General features: G+C 71.5%; 14 protein-coding genes and 1 pseudogene. 7 read left to right on the plus strand and 8 right to left on the minus strand.

The window, feature by feature from the left end:
* A partial coding sequence (locus KUM49_RS20520; protein WP_217238349.1) for an AMP-binding protein occupies positions 1-683 on the plus strand: 683 nt, incomplete at its 5' end.
* Positions 684-740: 57 nt separating this feature from the next.
* Here the strand turns inward: KUM49_RS20520 and KUM49_RS20525 are convergent.
* The 4 genes from KUM49_RS20525 to KUM49_RS20540 all read right to left on the minus strand — a co-directional run bounded on the left by KUM49_RS20525 (position 741) and on the right by KUM49_RS20540 (position 4,704).
* On the minus strand, positions 741-2,084 hold the full coding sequence (locus KUM49_RS20525) for an MFS transporter (RefSeq protein WP_254401545.1): 1,344 nt from the start codon (positions 2,082-2,084) through the stop codon (positions 741-743).
* Positions 2,085-2,240: 156 nt separating this feature from the next.
* Positions 2,241-3,011 carry an SDR family NAD(P)-dependent oxidoreductase gene (locus KUM49_RS20530; RefSeq protein WP_217238351.1) on the minus strand — a complete coding sequence of 257 codons (771 nt, stop codon included), beginning with the start codon at positions 3,009-3,011 and terminating at the stop codon, positions 2,241-2,243.
* Between the two features lie 94 nt (positions 3,012-3,105).
* Positions 3,106-3,852 (minus strand): HAD family hydrolase, encoded by a 747-nt coding sequence (locus KUM49_RS20535; RefSeq protein ID WP_217238352.1) that lies wholly within the window; start codon positions 3,850-3,852, stop codon positions 3,106-3,108.
* Positions 3,853-4,074: 222 nt separating this feature from the next.
* A complete protein-coding gene (locus KUM49_RS20540) occupies positions 4,075-4,704 on the minus strand; it encodes a ScbR family autoregulator-binding transcription factor (protein ID WP_217238353.1) in 630 nt (209 codons plus the stop codon).
* A gap of 216 nt (positions 4,705-4,920) precedes the next feature.
* Here KUM49_RS20540 and KUM49_RS20545 point away from each other — a divergent pair, with 216 nt between their 5' ends.
* Complete coding sequence (locus tag KUM49_RS20545; protein ID WP_254401546.1) at positions 4,921-5,922, plus strand: ScbA/BarX family gamma-butyrolactone biosynthesis protein; 1,002 nt, start codon at positions 4,921-4,923, stop codon at positions 5,920-5,922.
* A gap of 332 nt (positions 5,923-6,254) precedes the next feature.
* Here the strand turns inward: KUM49_RS20545 and KUM49_RS20550 are convergent, their stop codons facing one another.
* A complete protein-coding gene (locus KUM49_RS20550) occupies positions 6,255-7,271 on the minus strand; it encodes an aspartate-semialdehyde dehydrogenase (protein ID WP_217238354.1) in 1,017 nt (338 codons plus the stop codon).
* A 358-nt stretch (positions 7,272-7,629) separates the two neighbouring features.
* On the opposite strand from KUM49_RS20550, the gene KUM49_RS20555 reads away from it, so the two are divergent.
* Together KUM49_RS20555 and KUM49_RS20560 are read left to right on the plus strand one after the other, a co-directional pair.
* On the plus strand, positions 7,630-8,169 hold the full coding sequence (locus tag KUM49_RS20555; RefSeq protein WP_217238355.1) for a sigma-70 family RNA polymerase sigma factor: 540 nt from the start codon (positions 7,630-7,632) through the stop codon (positions 8,167-8,169).
* A gap of 1 nt (position 8,170) precedes the next feature.
* Complete coding sequence (locus tag KUM49_RS20560) at positions 8,171-8,917, plus strand: hypothetical protein (protein WP_217238356.1); 747 nt, start codon at positions 8,171-8,173, stop codon at positions 8,915-8,917.
* A gap of 78 nt (positions 8,918-8,995) precedes the next feature.
* On the opposite strand, the gene KUM49_RS20565 is transcribed toward KUM49_RS20560, so the two are convergent.
* A complete protein-coding gene (locus tag KUM49_RS20565; RefSeq protein WP_217238357.1) occupies positions 8,996-12,301 on the minus strand; it encodes a S8 family serine peptidase in 3,306 nt (1,101 codons plus the stop codon).
* Positions 12,302-12,562: 261 nt separating this feature from the next.
* Here KUM49_RS20565 and KUM49_RS20570 point away from each other — a divergent pair, with 261 nt between their 5' ends.
* The 3 genes and pseudogenes from KUM49_RS20570 to KUM49_RS20580 all read left to right on the plus strand — a co-directional run.
* Positions 12,563-13,057 (plus strand): NUDIX hydrolase, encoded by a 495-nt coding sequence (locus KUM49_RS20570; protein WP_217238358.1) that lies wholly within the window; start codon positions 12,563-12,565, stop codon positions 13,055-13,057.
* Positions 13,058-13,267: 210 nt separating this feature from the next.
* Positions 13,268-15,031 carry a TIGR03767 family metallophosphoesterase gene (locus KUM49_RS20575; RefSeq protein WP_217238359.1) on the plus strand — a complete coding sequence of 588 codons (1,764 nt, stop codon included), beginning with the start codon at positions 13,268-13,270 and terminating at the stop codon, positions 15,029-15,031.
* A 55-nt stretch (positions 15,032-15,086) separates the two neighbouring features.
* Positions 15,087-15,248: pseudogene (locus tag KUM49_RS20580) on the plus strand (peptidase); the annotation flags it as partial.
* A gap of 73 nt (positions 15,249-15,321) precedes the next feature.
* Here KUM49_RS20580 and KUM49_RS20585 read toward each other — a convergent pair.
* Positions 15,322-16,377 (minus strand): hypothetical protein, encoded by a 1,056-nt coding sequence (locus KUM49_RS20585; protein WP_217238360.1) that lies wholly within the window; start codon positions 16,375-16,377, stop codon positions 15,322-15,324.
* Positions 16,378-16,585: 208 nt separating this feature from the next.
* A complete protein-coding gene (gene pepN / locus KUM49_RS20590) occupies positions 16,586-19,165 on the minus strand; it encodes an aminopeptidase N (protein WP_217238361.1) in 2,580 nt (859 codons plus the stop codon).
* Positions 19,166-19,223 lie beyond the last annotated feature (58 nt).

A 19,223-nucleotide genomic window follows, 5' to 3' on the forward strand; every position in this document is an offset into this window, starting at 1 on the left:
GCGTGACCATCCGGGACGGCTTCGGGCAGACCGAGACCGCCGTCCAGGTCTCCAACAGCCCCGGCCAGCCCCTCAAGACCGGCTCCATGGGCCGCCCCAGCCCCGGCTACCGCGTCGAACTCCTCGACCCGGTCACCGGTGCGCCCGGCGCCCACGAGGGCGAGATCGCGCTGGATCTCGGGCCGGACCCGGTGGGCGTGATGCGCGGCTACCACGGGGACGAGGAGCGTACGGCGGAGGCGATGGCCGGCGGCTACTACCGGACCGGGGACATCGGCGCGCGCGACGCCGACGGCTACATCACCTACGTCGGGCGGGCCGACGACGTCTTCAAGGCCTCCGACTACAAGATCAGCCCCTTCGAGCTGGAGAGCGCGCTGCTGGAGCACGAGGCGGTCGCGGAGGCGGCCGTGGTGCCCGCGCCCGACGAGCTGCGGCTCGCGGTGCCCAAGGCGTACGTCGTTCTCGCCAAGGGCTGGGAGCCCGGCGCCGACACCGCGAAGATGCTGTTCGAGCACTCCCGCGAGGTTCTCGCGCCGTACAAGCGCATCCGCCGCCTGGAGTTCGCGCCCCTGCCCAAGACCGTCTCCGGCAAGATCCGCCGTATCGAGCTGCGCGAGGCCACGGCCACCGGCTCGGCGGACGAGTACCGCGAGGAGGACGTGCGCCGGGCAGTGCGCTGAGTACCCGGCGAACGACGGTGCGGCCGCCTCCCTGACCGGGGGCGGCCGCACCGTTCGTCATCCCGTGACGGCGACCGCCTCCGGGGTGGACCCGGCAGAAGCGTCGGCAGCGGTACCCACCGGCTTCATCCGGCGCAGCACCCACAGCAGCGGCAGCGTCACCGCGCAGATCCCGGCGGCGGTGAGCGGCAGCCCGCCGACCCCGTACCGTGCGGCGAACCAGCCGGCGACGGCGGATCCGGCCGCGATGCCCGCGTTCCCGGCCGACGCGCCCAGCGTCGAGGCCAAGTCCCCACCGGGGCCCGCGAGTTCGATGGTCCGCAACTGCAGTGCGGGTGCCAGGCCGAAGCCGAACAGCCCGAACGCGGCCACCGCGACGGCGGCCGGCACCGGGTGCGGGCCGACCAGGAACAGGACGACCAGGTCAACGACGAGCACCGCACCGGCCACCACCAGCGTCGTACCGGGGTCCCGGTCGGCGAGGCGGCCGCCGAGCATCGTGCCGACCGTCCCGGCGGCGCCGAACACCAGCAGGAAGATGCCGACCTGCGTGCCGGAGACGCCGGTGATCCGCTGGAGGTACGTCCCGAGCAGGGTGAACACGGTGAACTGACCGCAGAACAGCAGGACTGCGGTGCCCAGCGCGAGCAGCGCGGGCCGGGTCAGCACATACCGGGTCTGGGCGCGCAGCGCGCCGTGACCGGTGCCCGTCACGGGCGGTACCACGGCGAGGGTGAGCCCGAGTGCGACGCAGCCCAGCACGGCGATCCCCGCGAACACCGACTGCCAGGGCAGGACATGGCCCGCGTACGTGGCGAGCGGCACGCCCAGCAGGTTGGCCGCGGCGATGCCGCCGAAGACCACGGCCACCGCGGTCCCCTTGCGCTCACGGGAAACCAGGCTCGCGGCGGCGGCCGACGCGACACCGACGAACAGCCCGTGCACCGCTCCCGCGACCGCCCGCACGGCGAGGAGCAGTGCGAAGCCGGTCGCGACGGCGGCCATCGCGTTCGCCAGCGCGTACAGCGCCAGCGCCATGCACAGCAGGAACCGTCGGTCGAGCCGGATCGTCAGCGCGGTCAGCGCCGGGCCGCCCACACAGACGCCGAGCGCGTACGCCGTGACCAGCAGGCCGACGGTGGAGACGGGCACGCGCAGTCCGGCGGATATCCGGTCCAGTACGCCGACCACGACGAACTCTGCGGTGCCGACCACGAACGCGCTCAGCCCGAGGACGGCGAGCGCCCGCGCGCCGCGTTCGCGCGGCGCGCGGGCTCGGTCCGGACCTGGACCTGAGCCTGGACCTGGACCTGGACCTGAGTCTGGGACTGGACCTGAGTCTGGGGCTGGGGCTGGGGCTGGGGCTTGGGGCGGGGAGGGCGGCGCACCGGCCTCGGGCATGGCGGACTCCTTCGCGGGGACGAAGCGACGGGACACGGCGACGGACACGTCACCGGACCACGTCAGGACACCAGCGCGGGTCCGCCGCTGTCGCCGTCGACTGCCCCAAGTCGCACCGGATTCACGGACGTCGACCGCCGCCCGCCCGCCCCCGCCTCAGGCGGCCGTCGCACCCCCGTCGACGGGCATCGCCGCGCCGGTGACAAAGGAGGAGCGGTCGCTGCACAGCCAGGCCGCCGCCTGCGCCACCTCGACCGGTGCCGCCACCCGCTTCTGGATGGCGTCCGCGGCGAAGCGCTCCTCGAGCTCCGGTGCCTTCCGCAGCACCTCTTCCATCATCTCGGTGCGGGTGCTGCCCACGACCAGGGCGTTGACGCGGATGCCCCGCTCGCCGTACTCGGCGGCGGCGGCGCGGGTCAGCCCGATGACGGCGTGCTTCGCGGCGACGTAGGCGGCACCGGCCCCGCTGGCCCGGATCCCGGCGACGCTGGAGGTGTTCACGATCGTCCCGCCGCCCCGCTCCAGCATCGCGGGTATCTGGTGGTGCATGCAGTTCCACACCCCGCGCACGTTGACGTCCATCGTCCGGTCGTAGACACCGGCGTCCGTCTCGTGCAGGGCGGTGCCCACGGTGGCGTACCCGGCGTTGTTGAAGGAGCAGTCGAGCCGGCCGAACTCCTTCAGCGCCGCCCCCACGACCCGCTCGACGTCCGCGGCCGACGTGACGTCACCCGGCACCGCCAGGACCCGTCCGCCGGACGCGGCGATGTCGTCGGCGAGGGCACCCAGCTGCTCCTCGCGCCGGGCCATCAGGACCACCGCGGCCCCCTCCTCGGCGAACAGCCGGGCAGCCGCCGCGCCGATACCGCTGGAGGCACCGGTGATCATGGCCACTCTGTCCTTCAGCATGCTCTGTCCACTGCTCATGCGCTGTGACTCCCCCCGTGACAGGACTTCTTGAAGACGACGTGACGAAGCTGGTCGAAGACGACCCGGAACGGCCCGGTCGGCCGGTCCGCGGTCATACGGCGGCCGAAGCCCGAGGTCTGTCGACAGCCTCGGCCGCGAGCCCGGGGGCCCAGAAGGTGCCGTCGGCGACCTCCGAGTCCACGGCCCGCAGCATCGGCTCGTCGATCTCGGCGGGTGAGCCCACCAGGTACCGCACCCCCGCCTCCCGCATCAGCCGGGGCTGGTGGCTGTGCGCGAAGTCGGTGGGGTGCCCGATGAACGCGACGCCCAGTTCGCGGGCCGCCTCGGCGACCCGGGCCACGTCGTCCACGAACAGCGCCTCGTCGTGGCGCAGTCCGAAGACCTCGGTGGTGATCTCGTGGACGCCGGGCCGGAAGCCGTCGGTGCACACGTAGCCGGGGCCGTCGAACAGGTGGGCGTGGTCACCGAGGAAGCGCTCGAAGTGCTCGGCGGGCAGACCGCCGTAGCAGACCGTCCGCAGCCCCAGCGCCCGCAGGCGCACCACCAGCGAGATCGCGCCGTCCAGCACGGTGACGGGGTGGCGGGCGACATACGCGTCGCGTTCCTCGAAGTACGCGGCCAGAGCCTCGGGGCCGGTCAGGTTCCCGGGCACCGCGGCGGCCATGTTCCGCCCCGCGACACGCTGCGGCTGGGAGAAGACCGAGCGCTCCAGCTCCGCGGTGTAGTGGCCGCCGCGGCTCACCACGAACTGGTGGATCACCGGGCTGAACGTGTCGTTCAGCAGCACGCCGTCGATGTTGAGCGCGGCCAGCCGCAGCCGCTCGAAACCGTGGGACATGAATCCTCCGTGGACGGCCGGAGCGACCGCGAGCACGGGCGGCCGGTCCGGCGGGAACAGGGACACGGTGCGCGGCGCCCTTGCCGCGACAACGCGAAACAACGCGAAGTACAGGTCGTACGACGCGCGGGGCGCCGTACGCGTTCCCCGCCGTGCGAGCCGTCGCCGCGCGGCGGATCGGCGCGGCGGACTCGACGCGGCGGACTCAGGAAAGCCGCGCCCTCAGCCGACCAGCGCCCGCACCCGCTCCGGGCTCACCTCGGTCCGGGCAACGATCGCCGGGACCGCGATGCCGGGCAGGAGCAGCCGCCACATCCTCGTGGTGCGCTCCATCAGGTCGGTGCGGCCGCTGACCACGGCCGAGAACATCTGCATGCCGGTACACGCCTCGACGACGAACTCGGCGACCTCGTCGGCCTGCACGCCTGCCTGCAGCTCACCGCGTTGGTGCGCGTCGCGCAGGCACTCGGCCATGATCCCGGTCCACTCCTGATAGGGGGTGGCGTCCTGCAGTCCGAAGGAGGTCTGTTCGTTGGTCAGCCGGACGCCCGCCCGCAGCATCGGGTCCACCGGGAGCCGCTTTGCCCAGATGAGAGTGATGTCCACGAGCCGCTGGAGGCCGGTGGATTCGAGCCAGGGGACGACCGTGTCGGGCTGGCTGTTCATCACCGCCCGCGCCAGGTCCTCCTTGGACTCGAAGTGGAAGTAGAGCGCTCCGGCGGTGAGCCCGGCGCGCTTCAGGATCCTGCTGACGCTCGCGCCCGCGTACCCGAGTTCGTCGAAGACCTCCGCGGCTGCCTGCAGGAGCGACTCCCGGGTCTGCACTGCACGCTCCTGTTTCGCAGCGGCCATCGGCTGTACCTCCCAAAAAGTAGAACGCTCCTTATGTTATCGGCGGGCGGGCCGGTCCTGGCAACCCTCCTGAGCAGCGAAAGAGCCCGAGCGCTGGCGTTTCTTGACCTGAACCAGAAGAACACTTTACTTGTGCTTGGTGTTGAAAAAAAGAACGCTCTTTATGTTATTGGGGGTCACCTGCTCCACACATCAGCAATCTGGGGGGATTTCAGCATGTCCGGAGTATTTCAGCGCGATCCAGTCACCACCCTGGCGCAGACCGCGACAGACGGGACCGACGCGACAGACGGGACCGACGAGACCGTCGGGACCATGGGGACGCCGATGGCCGTACTGCAGAGCCACGTCCACAAGACGAACGGAGCGGAGGTTCTGCTCTCCTCCTGGCGGGTCCTGGACGCCGATTCCTTCTCCATCACGGCGCACTGGCCACGCGACCACGCCTTCTACCGTCCGGTCCACGGCCACTACGACCCGCTCCTGCTGGCGGAGTCGGTCCGCCAGGCCGTACCGCTGCTGTCCCACGTCGCCTACGGCGTCCCGTTCGGTCACCGGCAGGCATGGGAGCAGCTGCGTTTCGACCTGAACTCGGTCGCGTTGGTGGCCACCACGACACCCGCCGAACTCGAACTGCGCATAGCGTGCTCGGACATAGTCCGCAGGGGCACCCGGCTGGCCGCGCTGACCATGGCGGTCGACATCGCCCTCAACGGCCAGTGCCTCGGCACCGCACGCACCCGCTTCAACAACCAGCCCGCCGCCGTGTACCAGCGCCTGCGCGGCCCGTACGCCAACCTCGCCCGGGCCCAGGCGCGGGCGCTGCCGCCCGGACCGGCCGTCACCCCGGCACGGGTGGCCCGGGACCGGGCCGAGGACGTGGTGCTGTCGCCCACGGACCGGGCCGGCCGCCGGCAGCTGCGCGTGGACCTCACGCACCCCACCCTCTTCGACCACCCCGTCGACCACGCCCCCGGCATGCTCCTGCTGGAGGCGGCCCGGCAGGCGGCCCACCTCGCGAGCGCCCGCCCGTCCACCGTCGTGGCGATGGAGACCGAGTTCATCCGGTACGCCGAGTTCGACTCGCCCTGCTGGGTCTGGACGGACCCGCTGCCCTCCGACGCCCAGGGCCGCCGCCGCGTGCTGGTGACCCTGGAACAGAACGGCCGCCGCATCTTCGCCGCGGACGTGACCACGGAGTCGGCCCCCGACCTGTGACCTGTCCGCGCCGGAGCCGGCCGGGGGAGCGGATCGCCCGGGGGCTCCGCCTCCAGGCTCCCGGCCTGTGGCCACCCTGCCATCCGCCTCGGCCGGCCAGGAGATGACCGTCCCGTACGGGCTGCGCCCCCGGACCCCGGTTCGGCGCTGAGGCGGCCCGCACCGTTCAACGTCTGCTTCAGTAGGTGACCACGGGGCGGGAGTGTGCGGTTCCGTGCCTCGGCAACGCATGACCGGGATCGACACGGCGCTGCGGCGGCATCTGGCTCTCTGAGCACGCGAAGGGGCGCCCACCGGTATCGGTGGGCGCCCCCGCTGCGTACGGAACGGCGTCAGCCCTTGAGCTCCGCCGCCACCAGCTCCGCGATCTGCACCGCGTTCAGCGCGGCGCCCTTGCGGAGGTTGTCGTTGGAGACGAAGAACGCCAGGCCGTTGTCGACGGTCTCGTCCTGGCGGATGCGGCCGACGAACGACGGGTCCTGGCCGGCGGCCTGGAGGGGCGTCGGGACCTCGGTGACCGCGACGCCGGGGGCGCCGCCCAGGAGCTCCTTGGCGCGCTCCACGCTGATCGGGCGGGCGAAGCGGGCGTTGACCTGGAGGGAGTGGCCCGTGAAGACGGGGACGCGGACGCAGGTGCCGGAGACCTTGAGCTCGGGGATCTCCAGGATCTTGCGGGACTCGTGGCGGAGCTTCTGCTCCTCGTCGGTCTCGTGCAGGCCGTCGTCGACGATCGAGCCGGCCAGCGGGAGCACGTTGTACGCGATCGGGGCGACGTACTTGTCCGGCGCGGGGAACTCCGCCGCCGAGCCGTCGTGCGTCAGCTTCGGCGCGTCCTCGCCGACCTTCTTGACCTGCTCGAACAGCTCGTCCACACCGGCCAGACCGGAACCGGAGACCGCCTGGTAGGTGGCGACGACCAGCGCTTCGAGGCCCGCCTCGGCGTGCAGCGGCTTCAGGACCGGCATCGCGGCCATCGTCGTGCAGTTCGGGTTGGCGATGATGCCCTTGGGGCGGTTGGCGATCGCGTGCGGGTTCACCTCGGACACCACCAGCGGTACGTCCGGGTCGCGGCGCCACGCGGAGGAGTTGTCGATCACCACGGCGCCCTGCGAGGCGACCTTCTCGGCCAGCGCCTTGGAGGTCGAGCCGCCCGCCGAGAACAGCACGATGTCCAGGCCGGTGAAGTCGGCGGCCGTCGCGTCCTCCACCGTCACGCCGTCCAGGACGGTTCCCGCGGAACGGGCCGAGGCGAACAGGCGCAGCTCGGTCACGGGGAAGTTCCGCTCCGTGAGGATCCTGCGCATGACCGTGCCGACCTGACCGGTGGCTCCGACGATTCCGACCCTCACGACGACTCCTTCTGCGTGCTCTGTGCGTGACGTACAAGTGCCTGCTGCATGGCTGAGGTGTTTCCATCATGCGGTCAGTCCCGGTCCGCGTGTCCACTTCTTTGAGCGGCGTGCCCGAGGAATGGGACGCGTCGGGCCCGGGGGCCGGCTCCGGTTCTCCACGCCCGACCCCGCTGAGCTGCAGAAATTCGTCCGGCAGCGTCCCCGCACCGCAAGCTGTGCTGCTCCACCCCTGCCCGCCGTGCCCCGCCGCACGCGAAGGTGTGACGTACGCCTCTGCGGTACGCCCCACAAAGGGGCCGAACGTTTCGGCCCCCGGTGGCGTCATAGAGGAAACGCGGCGAGAAGAGGGGGCGCTGTGCTGCGCAGAAAGGGCCGCCGTGGTCAGGGGGACGGCACGCACGACGTGCTGGACGACCCGCTGGACCCTGCTCAGGAACGCCGGGTGCGGGCGGTGCTGGCGCTCGGCGGGGTGCCGCAGGCGGACCTGCCGGACGGGGTGCAGCAGGTCCGCCTGCGGTTGCTGGAGCGCGCGGCGCGGGGCGACGAGGCGCCGCGTGACGTGTCCGCCTGGGCGGCGGTCGTCGCCTCCAACCTGGCCATGGACTGGCACCGGGCCAAGCGCCGCCAGGAACGCGTCGGCGAACGCCTGGCCTCCCTGCGGCAGGCCGACCACACCTCCGGCGAGGACACCAGCCTGCTCTCCCTCGCCGTCGCCCAGGGCCTGGACGAGCTGCCCGACGCCCAGCGTCAGGTTCTCGTCCTGCGGTTCTACGCCGATCTTCCGGTGCGCGGGATAGCCGAGGAGCTCGGCATCCCCGAGGGCACGGTGAAGAGCCGGCTGCACACGGCGGTACGGGCCCTGAGGGCGCGGCTGCACGAGGACGAGGTGGTGTGACGTGACCGCCGAACACGACGGACGCGCCGGCATGGACGCGCTGATGGCCGCCCTCACCGAGGAGCCGCTGTCCGACGACGCCCGCGCGGATGCCGCCTTCATGGCCGAACACCGTTCCGCCGAGACCGATCTCGCGCTGCTGCGCGAACAGTTGGGCATCATCGGGCAGGCGCTGGCGGAACCCCCGCAGGCCGCCCGAGCGCCCGAACCCGTAGCCGTACCCGTGCGACCGTCCCGCGCCCGGCCACGTACCCTCAACCTCGCCTTCGGCGGTCTCGCGGTGGCGGCCGCCGCGGTTCTGCTGTCGGGCATGGCCTGGCTGCTGGCGCAGGCCGGGGGCGGCATGGGCGCCGGGGCGGACAGCGGCACCTCTGCCGCCAAGGAGGAGGATTCCGGCGCCGGCTCCCTCTTCGGCAGCCCGCACTACCTCGCCTGCTCCCGACTGATCGCCGAGGGCCGGGCGGCGAGCGTGGAGCGGCTTCCCGGCACCGAGTCGTTGCGCGTCACCGTCGACGTGACGCGCTACTACAAGCCGGAGAAGCCGGGCGCGGACGACGAGAAGGAGCTGACCTACGTGATCGACGGGAACGTCGTCCCCGGTCTCCGCGTGGGCGACCAGGTGCTCTTCGCCGTCCCGAACGGCGAGCGCCAACCCTCGTACTGGCTCGTCGGCGAGAAGCAGATCGCCCAGGACCGGGCCCGGCTCACCGCCTCGGTGGCCGCGTCGCGCGGGCTCGCCTGCGAATGACGAAGGGCGGGCGCCCGTCGGTACCCCGACGAACGCCCGCCCTGCCGGCCGTAGCGACTACGGCGTGAGCCACACCGACTACGGCGTGACCTTCTCGATCTTCACGCTGCCGATGCCCGCGACCGAGCCGCGCGCGTTGAGCAGCTGGACCTGGCCGAAGAACTCACGGCCCTCCGGGGCGGCCGCGGCGGCGGTGACGCTGCCGGAGACGGTCGCCGAGGCGCCCGTGGCGAGCTTCACCGGCGTCGAGTCGTCGACGGTGACGCTGCCGAGGGCGGCGGAGAAGAACACGTCCTGGTAGTCGTACGCGGTGGTGCCGGCCGGGATCGCGTAGCCGATGACCTTGATGGTGTAGGTGCCGGCGGCCGGGGCGGCCACGGACACGGACTCCTCCGAGTCACCGTCGGCCGAGCTGCCCGCCTCCTCGCCCGCCGCGTCGTACACGACGAGGTCCAGGTCGGCGGCGGCGTCGGAGACGTTGCCGATGGCGACGTCCAGGGACTTGGCGCCCGCGGGCACCGTGACCGTGGTGGTGTGCGTCTCGCCATCGGCGATCGTCGGGCGGGCCGACTTCGCGGAGCCGAGCGGACCGCCGGCCAGCTTGCCGTCGATGGCGGCGAAGTTGTTCGTCACCTTCCAGGAGGCGGTGGCCGGGGTGCCGACCTTGGCCTCGGGCACGGTCACGGTCTCCGGGTCGAAGACCGCGCCGAGGACGGCGACGTCCAGCTTGTACGGGTTGTCGAGCAGCGGCGACGTACGGCGCGACTCGACCTCGATCTCCCAGACACCCGGCACCGGATCGGCGTACGAACGCACGTCGGGCCTGCAGCCGTTGCCGTCGAGGTAGTTGTTGTAGCAGTTCGGGGTGCTGGTGGTGTCGACCGGGACGCCGTACGGGTGGATGGCGATGAACCGGGTCTGGCTCTTGTCCTTCAGCCCGCCGATGGCGACCTCGAGGGACTTGGCGCCCTCGGGGACGGTGACGAAATACGACCGGGTGCTGTTGCGCTGGACCGTGTTCGACGCCGAGTAGGTGTGGGCGAGCGGCGCGGAGACCACGACCGTCGTCATGACCAGCTTGTCGGTGCCCTCGGTCTTCGGGTCGTCGACCTCGAGGATCGCGCTCTTGAGACCCGCGGACTTCGGCGCGGCCTGGACCTTGACGGTCACCGGCTGGTTCAGCGGCAGCTTCACCTCGTCGGAGCCGACGATCCTGAAGGTGCTTGCCGCGTTGTTCTCGAAGTGCAGCTCGTGGCGGATCGCCTTGTCGGCGCCGGACGTACGGGTGATCGTGACGTCGTACGTCTTCTTCTGGCCGGCCTTGAGGCCGCCCTCACGGTCGTACAGACCCGAGCCGAAGCCCGGGGTCTTCAGGAACTGGTCGAGCGCGGTGTCGACCGGGGCCTTGACGGCGTAGTCGTGCGCGGTGGCGCCGTCCAGGATCGAGTCCCAGGCGTCCGGGATGTTGATGAGGCCTGCCCCCTCCTCGTACGCCTGCACACCACTGATGTGGTCGGCGGTCGAGGTGAGCGCGGTGCGCAGGGTGGCGGGGGTGAGGGCGATCTTCTTCGCCTTGGCGGCACTCAGCAGCAGCGCGGACGCGCCCGCGGCCTGCGGGGACGCCATCGAGGTGCCCTGGAGCATGCCGTAACCGGCCGGCAGGGCGTAGCCCGCCTCGGCGATCGGGGCGCCCGGCAGCCAGGTCTGGATGGTGTTGACGGCGGCGCCCGGGGCGACCAGGGTCGGCGTGAAGCCGCCTTCCTCACGCGGACCGCGCGAGGAGAACGGCATCATGGCGTACTTCTTCTCCACGACCGAGCCGTAGTTGGCGGCCCAGGTCTTCTTGGAGATGGACGCGCCGACCGAGATGACCTTGTCGGCCAGGCCGGGGTCGCCGATCGTGTTGGCACCGGGGCCGGAGTTGCCGGCCGAGACCACCAGCTGGACGCCGTAGGTGTCGATGAGGCGCGTGTACAGCTCGGCGCGCGCGTTGTTGCCGTCGTTCAGCGCCGGCAGACCGCCGATCGACATGTTGACGATGTCGACACCGCGGTTGACGACCAGGTCGATCATGCCCTCGGTGAGCGCGACGTTGGTGCATCCGGGACCGAACACGCAGGCACGCGACGAGACGATCTTCGCGCCCGGCGCGGCACCGTCCATCTTGCCGCCGAACAGGCCGTTGGCGGCGGTGATGCCGGCCACGTGGGTGCCGTGCTCGCTGGAGATCATGCCCATGTTGACGTAGTCGGCCTTGGCGCCGGAGGCGTTGTAGACGACGTCCTTGCGGATCTCGACGACGAACGGGATGCGCTCGGCGACCTCGGTCGCCGGGTTGTCCGTGCCGAAGTAGCCGATCTGGTAGCCGTCCTTGTACGGCTTCATCGGCTCTTCGTCACCGAAGTCGTGGTCGTCGTCGAGGTCGACACGCACCGTGCCGGCCGCGGCGTCGTACACCACACCCCAGACGTCGGTCGTGTCGCCGTCGCGGTTGACGTCGCCCGCCTGGTCGCCACCGGCGGTCGCGGACTCGTAGAAGTAGTTGAACTTGTACGAGCCGGCCGGGACGGTGAACGTCTCGGTGGCGCCGCCGCGGGGGGTCGCGGAGAACGCCGGACCGGCCGCCGAGGTGGACATCTGCAGCCACGAGCCATCGCCGTCGGCGACCGGGTCGGTCGAGGTCACCCAGTCGACGATCTTGCGCTCGCCGGTGGTGGTCTTCTGCAGCGCCGGGTGGGCGAGGTCCACACCCGAGTCGAGGACGCCGATGGTGACACCCCGGCCGTCCGCCTTCGGGTGGTCGTCCACGAAGTCGACGGCGCCCGTCTCGAAGGACGGGTTGTAAGGGTTCTCGGCGGGGGTGTTCTTGTTCGGCGCCGAGTAGGCGGCGGAGCCCTTGCCCGCGGCGCCCTTGGCGGTGTCCGCGCTCGGGGTCGGGTCGTCCAGCGGGATGTCCTGCCGCAGGTCGATGCCGTGCACGGAGGACAGCTTCGCGGCGGCGGCGATGGCCGCGTCCGCCTTGGCGGTGGGGACCGTCGCGCGGACGTAGCCGAGCTTGTCGTAGGTACGGCCGACCAGCCCGCCCTGGACCGAGTCGAGCTGGTCGGCGACCTGCTCGGTCTGCCCGGGCGCGGTCGCGACCATCATCGTGACGGTCTTGTCGCCGTCGGCCTTGGCCTCGGTGAGGAGGCCCGCGTCGTCGGAGCCGAGCTTGTCATGGGCGGACTTCACGCCCGGGTCGGCCGCGACGGGAGCCTCGGCGTCGGCGAGGGCCATGGGTATCGGCCCCGCCGCGGAGAGCGCGGCCACCAGACCGGCGGCCACGGCTATCCGGGCCACGCGTCTCGCGCCGGATATCGGTTCGAGCTGGGGGGTGAGGGTCATCGGCATCCCTTGTAGGTAAAGGAACGAGCGGGTGGCGACCGGGACCGATCAGTCCTGGTCGCGGTGGTCCGGAACGCGGTCCCGGACGATCGCACAGCCTTACGCATGGGAAGGATGTTTAGGGAGAGTTGACCGAATCGATATGGGCGCATGGGGAAAACCCCCGATGCCATTTGGGGAGATGGGTGGTGAAAGGGGCAAGCCTCCCAAGGGGTGTGCTTCCGGGGGCAAGCGGTTGCCGCTCCGGGTTAACGTCCTGTGATGCGACGGAAGTTGAGGGTGGCGGCCTACGCCATATGTGTCCGTGACGGACGACTTCTGCTCTCCCGCTCCCCGGCACCGGACGGCGGCCCGCCCGAATGGGTCCTGCCCGGCGGCGGCATGGAACACGGCGAGGACCCCCACGGCACCGTCCTGCGGGAGGTGGCCGAGGAGACCGGGTACCGCATCGAGGTCACCGGCCTGCTCGGCGTGGACTCGTCCCGCCGGGTCTTCCCCCGCCGCTTCGGCCGTGCCGTCGACCACCACGGTGTACGGCTCGTCTACGAGGGCAGGGTCACCGGCGGCGACCTGCGCTACGAGGTCGGCGGCTCCACCGACATGGCCGACTGGCACGACCTGGACGCCGTGCCCGCGCTGAACCGGGTGTCGATGGTCGACATCGGGCTGCGCCTGTGGCGCGAGCGGCCCGTCGGCGGGCACCTTCGGCCGACTGCAGAAACCCCGCCTCTACCCGGGCAGATGAACGCGGAGTAACCGCCTCCGGGCCGTCCGGGGAGCGGTCGTGGACGCGCAGGGTAGTCCAAGATCCACGTACGGTGATCGGCGTTGCGCGTTGCGGTCTCGTTCACGCGCAGGTCACCCCCAGTGCCAACGATCCAGTGAGAGCGGGAAGTTCGCGTCAGGACCTGGCTGCGATCACCCGCGACCACTGCCGACGCAGTTCGCACTCGGGGAGATCGCGCCATGTCGCGCACACGCTCTGTCGCCAGCTCCGCGCTGGGGATCAACCGCCGTACCGTCCTCGCCGCCACCGCGGCCGTGACCGTCTCCGGGGGCGTCGGCTACGCCCTGCGGCCCACCGACAGCCGGGCGGCCACCAACGCCGCCGGCACCCGTGCCGAAGGGGCGCCCATCGCCCAGTCCCGCAGCGCGCCCGCGGCGCCCCTCGCGCCGTACACCCGCGGCACCACGCTCGCCTCCGTCGCCGCCCCGCGCACGGGCTCCGGCTACCGGCGCCTCGGCGACGGACCCGGCTGGAAGCGGCGGCTGCGGGTCGAGCTCGCCGCGCCGAAGACCGGCCGGGCCGGACGCCGGACCACCCTCGCCGCGTTCGTCCAGCTCACCGACCTGCACCTGATCGACGCCCAGCACCCGATGCGCCTGGAGTACCTGCGCTCCGCGGACGTGCACGCCTGGCGGCCACACGAGGCGCTGACCGTGCACGGCGCGGTCTCGCTGGTGGAGCGGGTCAACGCGCTGCGGGGCGCCCCCGTCACCGGCGCCCCGCTGCACTTCGCGATGACGACCGGCGACAACACGGACAACAACGCGAAGACCGAGCTGGAGTGGTTCCTGACCGTGATGAGCGGCGGCCGGATCACCCCCGACTCCGGTGACCCGCGCCGCTACGAGGGCGTCCAGAACAGCGGGCTCAAGCAGTACTGGCAGCCCGACGCGAGCGTGCGCGACACCGACAAGCAGCTCGGCTTCCCGCAGCTGGACGGGTTCCTGGCCGCTGCCGTACGGGAGTTGAACAGTCCCGGCCTCAACCTGCCCTGGTACTCCACCGTCGGCAACCACGACTCCCTGCCGCTCGGCTGCTACGGCCACGGCGACTCCTGGCTCGCCCAGTACGCCATCGGCGGCAAGAAGCTGATGAGTGTGTCCGCGTCCGAGGCGAAGAAGCTCCAGGACGCCATCAAGAACGCCCGGGACCCGCAGGGGACCGCGTTCCGTGACTTCCTCAAGGCGCACGTCCGTGACATGCGCTCCATCACGCCGGACGAGAAGCGCGCCCCCTACACGGCCGCCGACTACCTCAAGGCCCACCTCGACCCGGCCTACAGGGGAGTCGGCCCGGTCGGCCACGGCTACTCCTCCGCCAACGTCGACGCCGGCACGCAGTACTACAGCTTCCGCATCGCCGACGACGTCATCGGCATCAGCCTCGACACCACCGACGCGGGCGGCCACTACAACGGCTCCATCGGGACGGCCCAGCTGAAGTGGCTGGACAAGACACTGCGCGACAACAAGGACTCGTACGCGGTCGTCTTCAGTCACCACACCAGTAAGTCGATGACCAACACCCGCCCCGACCCGGCCCGGCCCGGCGAGCGGCGGCACACCGGCCAGGAGGTCGTCGCCCTCCTCGGCGGCCACGCAGGCGTCCTCGCCTGGGTGAACGGGCACATCCACCGCAACGACATCACCCCGCACTCCGCCCCCGACGGCCGCTCCTTCTGGGAGATCTCCACCGCCTCTCACGTCGACTACCCGCAGCTGGCCCGCGTCATCGAGCTGGTGGACAACAAGGACGGCACCCTCTCCATCTTCACCACGTGCATCGAGTCCACCGCCCCCCACCGCACGGACTTCAGCGACCTCTCCCAGACAGGCCTGGCCGCCCTCTACCGCGAGCTCTCCTACAACGCGCCGGGCGCCCGGACGGACCTGGCCGGGGAGTCGAAGGACCGGAACACGGAGCTGGTACTCAAGAAGGGCTGAAGCCGGCTCAACCGCCGCGGTGGTCCTCAACCCTCGCGTACCGCCCCGGGTCTGGAGCTGTGGCGTCCACGTGTGGTGCCACGGCGGCGGCATCCACGGCTCGTCGTCTGAGGCGACGATCACCGCGAACGGCCGCCACGCGCTCGCCTTCAACTTCAACGGGGACTGGTCGGGGGACAGCGAGGCGGTGCTGGAGGCGGAGTACTGCGGCGAGTAGCGAGGCGGGGTGACCGGGCGCGACCCGTCGGCCCCTCCGCTCCCCTCCCTCCTCGTCCCGCCCCGGTCCGTCCCTATCGGGGCAGCACCACGACGTAGGCGGCAGGGTCGCGGTCGCCGGATGCCATCAGGGCCGTGCGGACCACCGCGGCCTGCTGCTCCATGGCGTCCCGGAGCTTCTTCGGGGTGATGTGGACGACCGTGATGCCGAGCCGCTCCAGGTGCTCGCGCTTGCGGGCGTACTCGGACCAGAGGGCGTCGTCGTCCTGGCGGGGGGCGCGGGTGTCCAGCTCCACCGCCACCGCCTGCTCGGGCCAGTACGCGTCCAGGCCGCCCAGGTGGGGGCCGCCGGGCAGGCGCAGGTCCACGTCCCAGACCGGGTCGGGAAGGCCGTACTCCTGCACCATCGTGTAGAGGCGGTCCTCCGCGATGGCCCGGCCTTCGGCGAGGAGGGAGTCCACCGCGTCCACCACGTGCGGGCGGCTCAGCAGCTTGGCGTTGTTCAACGCGCGTACCACCGAGGCGGGTTCGCAGTGGCCGGCGCGCACGGCCTCGGTCAGCAGGCGGCGGACGGCGTCCGCGTCCGTCAGTTCGGTCACGGCGTCGGCGAGGGCGCGCGGGACCGGGGCGAGCGGCAGGCCGGTGACCTGTTCCGGCGCGGGCAGGGAAGCCGTACGCACGATGTGGGCGCAGCCCGTCGAGCGCAGCCGGCGCAGGCGGGGGACCAGGACGTCGATCCGGTCCAGGGCCGTCAGCGGGGGCGTGGCGGAGAAGCCGTGCAGGGTCAGCGCCGCCAGGCCGGTGATCATCGCCTCCGTGTACACCGTCCGGTGCGGTTCCTCCGCGCCCGGCTGGGCCGGGACGCCCGCCGACCGCTCCTTCGCCGCGTACATCAGCACCGCGTGCAGCCGCTCCTCGCTGGTCGGCGGGCCGGGGTGGAGCAGGAAGACGCCGGGGAGCAGTTGCTGCCAGGGGCCGCCCGGGCGGCACTGCTCGTTCGTCTCGGCCGACCCGACGCCGTGCGAGCGCAGCTGAGCGGCCGTCAGGACGCGACGGTGCACCTCGGAGAGGTGACGCAGCGGGCGGGGGGAGACCGGCGAAGCCGACGGGAGCGGGGTGTTGTGGTTCATGGCGTGCAGGTTCCCGCAGTCGGCCGGGCCCCTAACCGCTGTTACACGCTCGTCGACAAATCAGCACAAGGCAGAACTAAAGGACACGTGTTCGGATGTCGAGTGGGCAGGGAAACCCCTGGTCCATTCGGGTGGGGCCAGGGGTTACGGCTCCTGTTGCCTGAATTTCGTAACAGTCACGGAATGCCCCGTCGTGGGCCAGAGCTCGTCAGCCGGCCGCTCCCGCGTCGCACGCCTGTCCGCGCAGCCCCCGCGCCAGGTCGTCCCGTGCCTCCAGCACCAGCCTCCGCAGCGCCGGCGCCGCGTCCTCGTGGGCCGCCAGCCACGCGTCCGTCGCGTCCAGGGTCTGCCGCGAGTGCTGGAGGGACGGGAACAGCCCCTCGACCACGTGCATGGCGATCTGGATGGAGCGCTCCGACCACACCCGCTCGATCGCCGCGAAGTACTTCTCGGCGTACGGCGCGAGCAGCTCCCGCTGGGACGGCTGGGCGAAGCCCGCGAGGGTCGCCTCGACCAGGGCGTTGGAGAGGGCGTCGGACTCCACGAGCTGCGCCCACGCCTGCGCCTTGACCGCCGCCGACGGTCGGGCGGCGAGGCAGCGGACCTGGTGGCGCTTGCCGGACGCCGTGTTGTCGCGGACCAGTTCGGCGGCCAGCACCCTCTCGTCCGCGACCCCGTGCGTGGCCAGCGGCTGCAGGAACGCCCAGCGCAGCTCCTGGTCCATCTCCAGCCCGTCGATGCCGGCCGTGCCGTCCAGCAGGCCGCGCAGCAACTCCATGTCGTCCGCGCCGGACGCCACCGTCGCGAAGAACCGCGCCCAGGCCAGCTGGTGCTGGCTTCCCGCCTCGGCGGACCGCAGTTCCCGCAGCGCGCCCTCCGCGAGGAGCCGGCCGCCCGTCTCCCGCCAGGCCGGCGCCACGTAGTTGACCAGCGCCGAGTTGGCCCATGCGTGCAGCATCTGCAGGACGCCGATGCCGGACTCGCGGCCCGCGAAGCGCAGCACCAGCTCCACGAAGTCCCGCGCCGGCAGCAGCGCGTCCCGCGTCATGTTCCACAGCGCCGACCAGCACAGGGCGCGGGCGAGCGGATCGGTGATGTCTCCCAGGTGACCCTTCAGGGTCTCCAGCGAGGTCTCGTCGAAGCGGATCTTGCAGTACGTCAGGTCGTCGTCGTTGACCAGGATCAGGTCCGGTGCCTCGGAACCGGCCAGTTCCGTCACGACCGTGCGCGGACCGTCGACGTCCACCTCGGCCCGCGCGTACCGCTCGGGCGCCCCGGACGCGGACCGCCGGTACAGGCCCACCGCCACCCGGTGCGGGCGCAGCTCGGGGTGCGACTCCGCCGCCTCCTGCAGCACCGCCAGCTCGTCGACCCGGCCGTCCGGGGCCAGCAGCACCTGCGGGGTCAGCGAGTTGACCCCGGCCGTCTGCAGCCACGCCCGCGACCACGCGCCCATGTCCCGGCCGCTGGTCTCCGCCAGCACCGACAACAGGTCGCCGAGGCGCGTGTTGCCGTACGCGTGCCGCTTGAAGTAGCGCCGGGCGCCCTCCAGGAACGCGTCCTGCCCGACGTACGCCACCAGCTGCTTCAGCACCGACGCGCCCTTGGCGTACGTGATGCCGTCGAAGTTCAGCTTGGCGTCCTGGAGGTCGCGGATGTCGGCGGTGACGGGGTGGGTGGAGGGGAGCTGGTCGGCCCGGTAGGCCCAGGCCTTGCGGCGGTTGGCGAAGGTGATCCAGCCGTCCGTGAAGCGGGTCGCGCCGACCAGGGCGAAGGCGCCCATGAAGTCGGCGAAGGACTCCTTGAGCCACAGGTCGTCCCACCACTCCATGGTGACCAGGTCGCCGAACCACATGTGCGCCATCTCGTGCAGGATGACGTTCGCCCGGCCCTCGTACGACGTCTGTGTGACCTTGCCGCGGAAGATGAACTCCTCGCGGAAGGTCACCAGCCCCGGGTTCTCCATCGCGCCGAGGTTGTACTCGGGGACGAACGCCTGGTCGTACTTCCCGAAGGGGTACGGGTAGTCGAAGTGGTCGTGGAAGAAGTCCAGGCCCTGCTTGGTGACGAGGAAGACGTCGTCGGCGTCGAAGTAGGGGGCCAGGCCCTTGCGGCACATGGCGCCGAGCGGGATGTCCAGGGTCGTGCCGTCGTCCAGGACCCGGGAGTAGGCGTCCGTCACGTAGTGGTACGGGCCCGCCACGACGCACGTGATGTACGTCGAGATCGGCCGGGTCTGAGCGAACCGCCAGATACCGTCGGTGAGTTCGCCGAGGCCGTTGCTCCAGACCGTCCACTCCTCGGGCGCCCGTACCTCGAAGCGGAACGGCGCCTTGAGGTCCGGCTGCTCGAAGTTGGCGAAGACGCGGCGGGAGTCGGCCGGCTCGTACTGGGTGTAGAGGTAGACCTCGCCGTCCTCCGGGTCGACGAAGCGGTGCAGGCCCTCACCGGTCCGGGAGTACGCGCACTGCGCGTCGACGACCAGCTCGTTCTCGGCGGCCAGGTCCTCCAGGAGGATCCGGGAGCCGTCGAAGACCTCGCCCGGGTCGAGGTCCTTGCCGTTGAGGGAGACGGCGGTCACACTCGGCGCGATCAGGTCCGCGAAGCTCGACGCGCCGGGCTCGCCGCACCGGAAGCGGATCGTGGTCACGGACCGGAAGGTGCGCGGCCCGTCCACGGTCTCGTCGCCGACGGCGGAGCGGACGTCCAGACGGACGTCGTAGCCGTCCACGGACAGCAGGGCGGCCCGCTCCCGGGCTTCGTCGCGGGACAGATTCTCACCGGGCACGGGCGGCACTCCCTCAGGTGGTGTTCAGTATGCGGACAGGCTGATCCTGCCACGGGCT

The organism is Streptomyces sp. AC555_RSS877, from assembly GCF_019049245.1.
In the GTDB taxonomy this organism is placed as follows: domain Bacteria; phylum Actinomycetota; class Actinomycetes; order Streptomycetales; family Streptomycetaceae; genus Streptomyces.